Origin of the sequence: Vibrio sp. OPT46 (assembly GCF_015163535.1) — a bacterium.
Taxonomy (GTDB): Bacteria; Pseudomonadota; Gammaproteobacteria; order Enterobacterales; family Vibrionaceae; genus Vibrio; species Vibrio alginolyticus.
This window is the reverse complement of sequence record NZ_JADDYG010000164.1, coordinates 44,035-50,704: the sequence shown is the minus strand read 5'-3', so window position 1 is coordinate 50,704 and position 6,670 is coordinate 44,035. Positions and strand designations below refer to the sequence as shown.

Here is a 6,670-nt window from a genome sequence, read left to right as displayed (position 1 = left end):
CGTCAGTTCTACCTTCGTTTAGCACAGCGTATCATTCATATTTTCTCCACTCGCACCGCTTCCGGTATTTTATACGAGGTCGATACCCGATTGCGTCCGTCCGGTGCATCGGGTTTGTTGGTTAGCCCAACGGATGCGTTCGACGACTATCAACATCAAGACGCGTGGACATGGGAACATCAAGCACTTGTCCGCGCGCGCATGATTTATGGTGATGAACCACTGGCAATTGCATTTCACAATACGCGGCATGATGTGTTGTGCAAAGCACGCGATCAAGCTGAACTGAAAAAAGACGTTGTCGAAATGAGAGAAAAAATGCGCGGTCATCTTGGGGGGAAAAAGCCAGGCCGCTTTATGCTCAAGCAAGATGTAGGTGGGATTACCGATATCGAATTTCTCGCTCAGTACCTAGTGCTCAACTATAGTCACGATAAGCCGAAATTGACGCGTTGGTGTGATAATGTGCGCATCTTTGAAACGCTCATTGCGCAAGATGTTATGGACGAAGACCAAGCAATGCAGTTGATACGTGCTTACACGACAATGCGCAACGAAATACACCGCCGAAATCTACTCAATTTAGACGCTGATGTGGTGGAAGATAAGTTTGTTGCCGAAAGGGAGTGGGTAAAACAGGCTTGGAATCAGTGGTTCAGTTAAGACCATATATTTAGCCTCGATAAGGGCTGTGATAAACTCACTTCGATTTAATTTTTGGAGACCAACAATGAAACCAATTCTACCTGATTACAACAGCGCTGGTGTGCTCATCATCGGTGATGTCATGCTAGATCGTTACTGGTATGGCCCAACCGGGCGCATTTCTCCTGAAGCGCCGGTTCCTGTTGTAAAAGTAGAAAACAATGAAGAGCGTCCTGGTGGTGCTGCGAACGTTGCGATGAACATCGCATCACTAGGTGGCCATGCTCACATTGTTGGTCTAACTGGGGAAGATGAGCCTGCAAAAGTGCTGACGGAGACGCTGAGCTCACTCAATGTGAAGTGCGATTTCGTTGCACTGCCTGATTACCCAACGATTACGAAGCTTCGCGTAATGAGCCGTGGACAACAGCTTATTCGTCTCGACTTCGAAGACAAGTTTGAAAACACAGATTCTGCACCTGTGCTATCACGTATGGATGCCGCACTGCCAAACGTTAAAGCCGTGATTATGTCTGACTACGCAAAAGGTTCGTTAGAGCATGTTCAGGCATACATTCAAAAAGCGCGCGCAGCAAATATTCCGGTTTTCATTGACCCGAAAGGTGCTGATTTTGAACGCTACCGTGGCGCAACACTTCTTACGCCAAACATGAAAGAGTTCGAAGACGTTGTAGGTAAAGTGAAATCTGACCAAGAGCTAGTAGAGAAAGCACTGGCTTTGGTTGAAGAGTTTGAATTTGAAGCGCTTTTAGTGACACGCAGCGAAAATGGAATGACCTTGATTCGTCGTGGCCAGGAACCCTTCCACCTTCCAACTCAAGCGAAAGAAGTGTACGACGTGACAGGTGCTGGCGACACGGTTATCTCTGTATTGGCAGCGTCTGTTGCCGCAGGCAAATCATTTGAAGAAGCGTGTGCACTAGCAAACGCAGCGGCAGGTGTTGTGGTTGGAAAACTAGGCACGTCAACGCTTTCTGAGATTGAATTAGCAGAAGCGGTACATGGCAGCCAAGACACGGATTACGGTGTTATTTCAGAAAAAGCACTGATCGAAGCGGTGAAAAAAGCACGTGCTCGTGGCGAGAAAGTCGTTATGACAAATGGCTGCTTTGATATTCTACACGCTGGCCATGTGTCTTACTTAAACCATGCTGCTGAACTGGGCGATCGCCTAATCGTTGCGGTAAATACCGATGAGTCAGTAAAACGCCTTAAAGGCCCTGGTCGTCCGGTAAACCCAACCGATCGCCGCATGGCGGTGTTGGCAGGTTTGGGCGCTGTGGATTGGGTTGTACCATTTAGTGAAGATACGCCGCAGCGTTTGATCTCAGAAGTTCTACCAAGCTTGCTAGTAAAAGGCGGTGACTACAAACCAGAAGAGATTGCTGGTGGTAAAGAAGTCATTGCGGCGGGTGGTGAAGTTCGTGTATTGAACTTTGAAGATGGCTGCTCGACCAGTGAAATCATTAATGCAATCAAAGGCGGTAAGGGCTAAGGCTGCTGTTTGTTAGCATTGAAATGCTATTTGCTCATAAAGGTCGCTAAGTGCGGCCTTTTTGATACTTGTAGTTCAGAGGCACTTTTAAGCTCTGAACTACAAGTAATAAAAAACGCCAGCTGATAACTCAACTGGCGTTTTTTATTTATTAAGACCTGAAGTATTCAGTTCGCGGTTATTTTGCCGCTTTCAAACCTGCATCAACGTCCAAGATGTCTTGTTCGCTTAGCGTACCAACTGCTTGGCGTAGCTGAAGAACACTTAAAATGTAGTCGTAACGAGCGTTCGATAGGTTTTTGTTCGCATCGTATAGACGACGAGTCGCGTCCAGTACATCAACGATAGTACGAGTACCTACATCAAAGCCAGCTTCTGTTGCTTCTAGTGCAGAGCGTGCAGAAATAACCGCTTGCTCATACGCACGTAATGCGCCGATAGAGGCGTTAATGTTGTTGTTTTGTGCGCGAACATCTTTGACTACGCTACGGTACTGTGCTTCAAGATCTTCGCTTGCTGCCACGTACGCGTATTCAGCTTGTTTGGTTTGAGAGGTTACGTTACCACCTGTGTATAGCGGTACAGCAAGGTTCACACCAATATTGAAGTTGTCTGTCGTGTTGTCACGAGAGCTATGAGAAGTATCACCGTAGTTGTAACCACCGTCTAGAGAGAGCGTTGGTAGGTGGCCAGAGCTTGCTAGTGAAATATTGTCACGCGCAATGTCTTGAAGAATACGTGAAGATAGCAAGGTCAGGTTTTTGGTTTTTGCTTCATCAATGAGGGATTCAGCTGGTACGGTCGATGGGCTAGCAGTGAAGCGGCCAGTGTCCAAAATGTTGAGATCTTTGTGCTCTTGGCCTGTAATTTCACGCAGTGACTCGTAGCTATTAGTTAGCGCGTTTTCTGCCAACACTTCGTCCGCTAGCACTTGGTCGTACTGAGCTTGTGCGTCATGCACGTCAGTGATTGCAGACAAACCTACTTCAAAACGCTGTTTAGTTTGCTCAAGTTGACGGCCAACCGCGGCTTTTTCTGCACGTACGAAAACAAGATTATCTTGTGCGCGTAGAACTTCAAAATACGCTTGTGACACGCGAAGAATCAGTGCCTGTTGCGTCGCTGCGTAAGTTGCGTCTGCTTGGCGAGCACTTTTCTCAGCAGTATCTAGAGAGATCCAAGATGCGCGGTTGTAAAGTGCTTGTGAAAAGCTAACGCCAGCGGTTAGCGCGTTGCCATCGTTTGATACGTCGCTAATTAGATTTGAATCGTATTCAGTATCACCACGAGTTAAATTGTAACCCGCAGTAAGGTTGATCTGTGGTAATAGAGCACTACGGCTTGAGGTGATTGCTTCGAAAGCTTGGTCACGTTGTGCTGCTACACTGAGCAATTGTGGATCATTTTGTTTTGCCAAGTCGTAGATTTCAGCCAAAGAGTCTGCGAACGCAGACGTACTCATGCTACCTAGCGCTGCACTGATAAATAGTGGAAGCAATTTTTTCATTTTCTATTCCCGCGGTCCATAGATTGGTTAATTCTCAGTAGTTTAACTCAATTTGCACGATATTTACTCTAAAGTTTGCACTTTTTTACACGTAATTATCCACTTGTGCAATAAATTTTTAGCGAAGACTTAAATTAATTTGTAACTATTATACAAAAAGTTGAGCCAAGTCCTTTGAGCAAGCGAATAACAATGAGTAAACTACAGGATTCACTCAGAGAGGTGTTGAATGCAACAGCGTGACAAACAACAACAAGATTTTACTTCGCGAGATGTAAAAGTCATCTCGAAAGAAACCTTATTTGAAGGTTTTTTCAAAATGGTGAAATACCGCTTTCAGCATAGGCTATTTGCTGGTGGTTGGAGTGGAGTTGTCGAACGAGAAATGTTCGAGCGTGGTCACGCAGCAGCGATGCTTCCTTATGATCCAAAGACGGACCAGGTCGTAATCATTGAACAGATTCGTATTGGCGCGTTGGAACATGAACACCCTTGGCAGCTAGAAATTGTCGCCGGTATGATTGACCGCGATGAATCTGCTGAAGCCGTAATTCGTCGAGAGGCTGTCGAAGAAGCGGGGATTCAGGTGGGGCGCGTTGTACCTGTTACTTCTTATTATCCTTCGGCTGGTGGTTGCTCGGAAAAGCTAGACGTCTTTGTTGGTGAAGTGGATGCGTCTAAAGCGCACGGCATTCATGGTTTAGACTATGAGAATGAAGATATCCGCGTTCATGTCATGAGTCGTGAAACGGCGTATCAATGGGTGAAGGACGGAAAATTTGAAAATGGTGCGTCGATTATTGCGTTGCAATGGCTGCAATTACACCATCAAGAGTTAAAGTCAGAATGGGGACTATCCCAAACGGTGGAGAGTGAGTAATGGCACAATTGGCTGAAAAACAACAATATCATGTTGATTTAGCTGGTCTTATGAGAACGTATGAGACCAACTACGCTAAGTTGAACGCCTTATTGCCTGCTTCTGCCGAAGTTGGGGATGTACGTTGCTACCAAGCGGCGAACATGGTTTACCAATTGACCGTGAATGAAATCACAAAATACACCACAGTTGTTGAGATATGTCAGAGTGATGAAACGCCAGTGTTTCCTTTACCGACGATGTCTGTCAGGCTTTATCATGATGCGAGAGTAGCCGAAGTATGCTCAAGCGGAGAGTTCTCTCGCATAAAAGCTAAGTATGATTATCCCAATGACCAACTGATGCAGAAAGATGAAAAGCATCAATTAAACACATTCCTCGGTGAATGGCTGACGTTTTGTTTACGAAGTGGTATCAGTAGAACACCACTTGCCTTCAATTGATCGTCACGTCACTAAAGGAAAATAACAAATAACGATATAGTGGACGAATCAGGTTTTCATTTTGCAATCATCTAGTGACAGCATCAAACTTTTACAAATTACGGATACTCATCTGTTTGCTGCCGATGAGGGAAGTTTGCTAAGCGTAAAAACAGTCGATAGCTTCAATGCTGTTGTTGCTGATGTTTTACGCCGCAACGTGGCGTTTGATTACATCTTGGCGACGGGGGATATTTCCCAAGACCATAGTGCAGAATCTTATCAGCGCTTTGCCAACGGCATTGAACCGCTAGAGAAAGACTGTTTTTGGCTACCTGGTAATCATGATTACAAGCCTAATATGGGCAGTGTTTTGCCTTCGCCACAAATCAAAGCCGCAGAGCATGTGTTGCTTGGCGAGCATTGGCAGTTAATTCTTTTAGACTCGCAAGTGGTTGGCGTTCCTCATGGGCGCTTGAGCGATCAGCAATTAACGCTACTCGAAGAAAAGCTAGCCGAACACCCAGAAAGACACACACTTGTTTTGTTGCATCATCACCCGTTACTGGTGGGAAGCGCGTGGCTTGATCAACATACTTTAAAAGATGCCGAAGCGTTTTGGCAGGTTGTCGAGCGTTTTGATAACGTGAAAGGCATTCTCTGTGGTCATGTTCATCAAGATATGAATGTGCTTCACAAGGGCATTCGAGTGATGGCAACACCCTCAACTTGTGTTCAGTTTAAGCCTAACTCGGATGATTTTGCCCTTGATACCACTTCGCCTGGTTGGCGGGAGCTGCAACTACACGCTTGTGGCGATATTACGACCCAAGTAGGTCGGCTTCCCGATGGCCAGTTCCAACCAGACTTCTCTTCTAACGGCTACTAACGCGCCCGAGCTCTCTGTTCGGGCTCGCTTTTTTGTGCGAGATATCTATGAGTAAACCTTCACTTCTTCTCTATATCCATGGCTTTAATAGCTCTCCACTCTCCATGAAAGCGAATGTGATGAGAGCCTACTGCGAGCAACATAGGCCTGATATTAAGGTGATTGTTCCCCAGTTACCTTGTTATCCTCAGCAAGCGGCGAAAATGTTGTTGGATATTCTCGAGCAATATAAAGACGACTATAAAATTGGTCTAGTGGGCAGCTCATTAGGCGGTTTTATGTCAACGTGGCTAAATGACAAGTTTGGGTTTAAAGCGGTAGTGGTCAACCCCGCAGTCAAGCCTTATGAGTTGCTAGTAGATTATTTGGGTAAGCAAACTAACCCATATACGCATGAAACCTATACACTTGAAGCTTGTCATATTGACGAGTTAAAAGCTCTTGATGTACAAAGCATCGCGTCGCCACATTCTTTTTGGTTATTGCAACAAACAGAAGATGAGGTTTTAGACTATCGACAAGCGGTAGATAAGTTTGCAGACGCTAAGCAAACAGTAGAACAAGGCGGTGATCACAGTTTTGTAGGCTTTGAGCGTTATCCTGCACAGATTATCGAGTTTCTAGAACTGTAATTCGAAAGCGATTGGAAAAGGCTCATAGTTTTTATTGATATATCCAACCGTTTCTTGACATGGGCGGTATGCTTTCCGACTATGTTTTGCCAAAAGATCTTAAGGGTCGAGGACCCTGGCTACTTTGTTATGCATCATGTTTACAAACTCTTAGTGATGTGAACAGGGTGGCTTTTTCG

At 45.5% G+C, this 6,670-nt stretch carries 6 protein-coding genes and 1 pseudogene; 6 read left to right on the top strand and 1 reads right to left on the bottom strand.

The annotated features are described in order from the left end of the window. Positions 1-663 (top strand): annotated as a pseudogene (locus IQR33_RS32430) (bifunctional glutamine synthetase adenylyltransferase/deadenyltransferase); the annotation flags it as partial. Between the two features lie 67 nt (positions 664-730). After that, the gene (hldE, locus tag IQR33_RS07200; RefSeq protein ID WP_017633601.1) at positions 731-2,161 is read left to right on the top strand and encodes a bifunctional D-glycero-beta-D-manno-heptose-7-phosphate kinase/D-glycero-beta-D-manno-heptose 1-phosphate adenylyltransferase HldE; all 1,431 of its coding nucleotides are present in this window, start codon (positions 731-733) and stop codon (positions 2,159-2,161) included. A 178-nt stretch (positions 2,162-2,339) separates the two neighbouring features. On the opposite strand, the gene tolC is transcribed toward hldE, so the two are convergent. After that, complete coding sequence (gene tolC, locus IQR33_RS07195; protein ID WP_005379884.1) at positions 2,340-3,668, bottom strand: outer membrane channel protein TolC; 1,329 nt, start codon at positions 3,666-3,668, stop codon at positions 2,340-2,342. 229 nt (positions 3,669-3,897) lie between these two features. Between tolC and nudF the strand changes: the two genes are divergently transcribed. From nudF to yqiA, 4 genes are all read left to right on the top strand, one after another. Further along, positions 3,898-4,548 carry an ADP-ribose diphosphatase gene (nudF, locus tag IQR33_RS07190; RefSeq protein ID WP_017633602.1) on the top strand — a complete coding sequence of 217 codons (651 nt, stop codon included), beginning with the start codon at positions 3,898-3,900 and terminating at the stop codon, positions 4,546-4,548. Continuing rightward, positions 4,548-4,991 carry a DUF1249 family protein gene (locus IQR33_RS07185; protein WP_017633603.1) on the top strand — a complete coding sequence of 148 codons (444 nt, stop codon included), beginning with the start codon at positions 4,548-4,550 and terminating at the stop codon, positions 4,989-4,991. The genes nudF and IQR33_RS07185 overlap by 1 nt, the downstream gene beginning before the upstream one ends. Positions 4,992-5,052: 61 nt before the next feature. Then, the gene (gene cpdA / locus IQR33_RS07180; RefSeq protein WP_005387419.1) at positions 5,053-5,859 is read left to right on the top strand and encodes a 3',5'-cyclic-AMP phosphodiesterase; all 807 of its coding nucleotides are present in this window, start codon (positions 5,053-5,055) and stop codon (positions 5,857-5,859) included. Positions 5,860-5,906: 47 nt separating this feature from the next. Then, positions 5,907-6,491, top strand: a complete 585-nt coding sequence (gene yqiA, locus IQR33_RS07175; RefSeq protein ID WP_161440773.1) for an esterase YqiA — start codon at positions 5,907-5,909, stop codon at positions 6,489-6,491. Positions 6,492-6,670 lie beyond the last annotated feature (179 nt).